The sequence below is a fragment of the Candidatus Contendobacter odensis Run_B_J11 genome, from assembly GCF_000531125.1.
In the GTDB taxonomy this organism is placed as follows: domain Bacteria; phylum Pseudomonadota; class Gammaproteobacteria; order Competibacterales; family Competibacteraceae; genus Contendibacter; species Contendibacter odensensis.
The window spans coordinates 1-1,090 of record NZ_CBTK010000259.1; the positions used below are offsets into that span (position 1 = coordinate 1).

Here is a 1,090-nt window from a genome sequence, read left to right on the forward strand (position 1 = left end):
GGGGTAGGTCTTGGTGCGCGTGAGCTGGGCTTGGTGGAGCAGACGCTGCGTAACTGGGTCAAGGCCTCGGCTGCGGGCAAGCTCAATGCCCCTGGCACTAAGCCGATCACGCCCGAACAAATGGAGCTATCCCGGCTGCGCGCGGAGAACGTGCGGCTGAAGATGCACGTCGACCTCCTAAAAAAAGCGACGGCGTACTTTGCGAAGGATGTGCTGTGAAGTACGCCTGGATCGACGCGCAGCGCCGCCACTCTCCGTTGCTCGACCTGTGCGAGGTGCTGGCGGTCAGTATCAGCGGCTACCGCGCCTGGCGCCGTGGCGGCACACCGGACTCCACCCGGCTGAGCGACACCCAGGCTGTGGCGTTGATGAAGAGTATCCACGCCGAAGTGAAGGCCGCCTACGGCTCGCGGCGCATGCACCGGGAACTCCAGGGCCGGGGCCACTGTATCGGGTTAAGTCGCATTGAGCGGCTGATGCGCGAACACGGCATCCGGGCGCGCTCCCTGCGGCGCTTCAAGGCCACGACCGACTCTAAGCACTCGATGCCGGTGGCACCGAACCTGCTCGCTCGCAACTTCACCCCGATGGCGCCCAACTGCGTGTGGACCGGCGACATTACCTCTATCCAGACCGGCGAAGGCTGGCTGTACCTGGCTATCGTACTGGATCTGTTCAATCGCGAGATGGTCGGTTGGTCGATCAAGCCCAGGATGACCGCCGACATCGTCACTGACGCGCTGGCGATGGCTTGGTTCCGGCGTAAGCCCCCTGCGGGCGTCCTCTTCCACAGTGATCGCGGCAGCCAATACGCCAGCCAAGCTCTGTGTTCCAAGCGGGCCGACTACGGGATGACCGCTTCAATGAGCCGTAAGGGCAACTGCTGGGATAACGCGCCCAGCGAGAGCTTCTTCAACAGCCTGAAAAACGAGCGCGTGCATGGCACAACCTACGCGACTCGGGCTGCCGCTGAAGCCGATTTGTTCGAATACATCGAAGTGTTCTACAACCGGAGTCGCCGCCACTCCACGCTGGGCTACAATTCGCCGACTCAGTTCCTTCAAGACTGGGTTTGCAAGTATCCCGATCA

1 protein-coding gene is annotated in these 1,090 nt (G+C 62.4%); it reads left to right on the top strand.

What is annotated here, in order from left to right:
• Window positions 1-1,090 (top strand): IS3 family transposase gene (locus tag BN874_RS15175; RefSeq protein ID WP_154724962.1). Its coding sequence is split into 2 segments (ribosomal slippage), with 1,091 coding nucleotides annotated over them: window positions 1-178 and window positions 178-1,090; the frame shifts between segments, so codons are not numbered across the junction. This gene is flagged as partial in the annotation.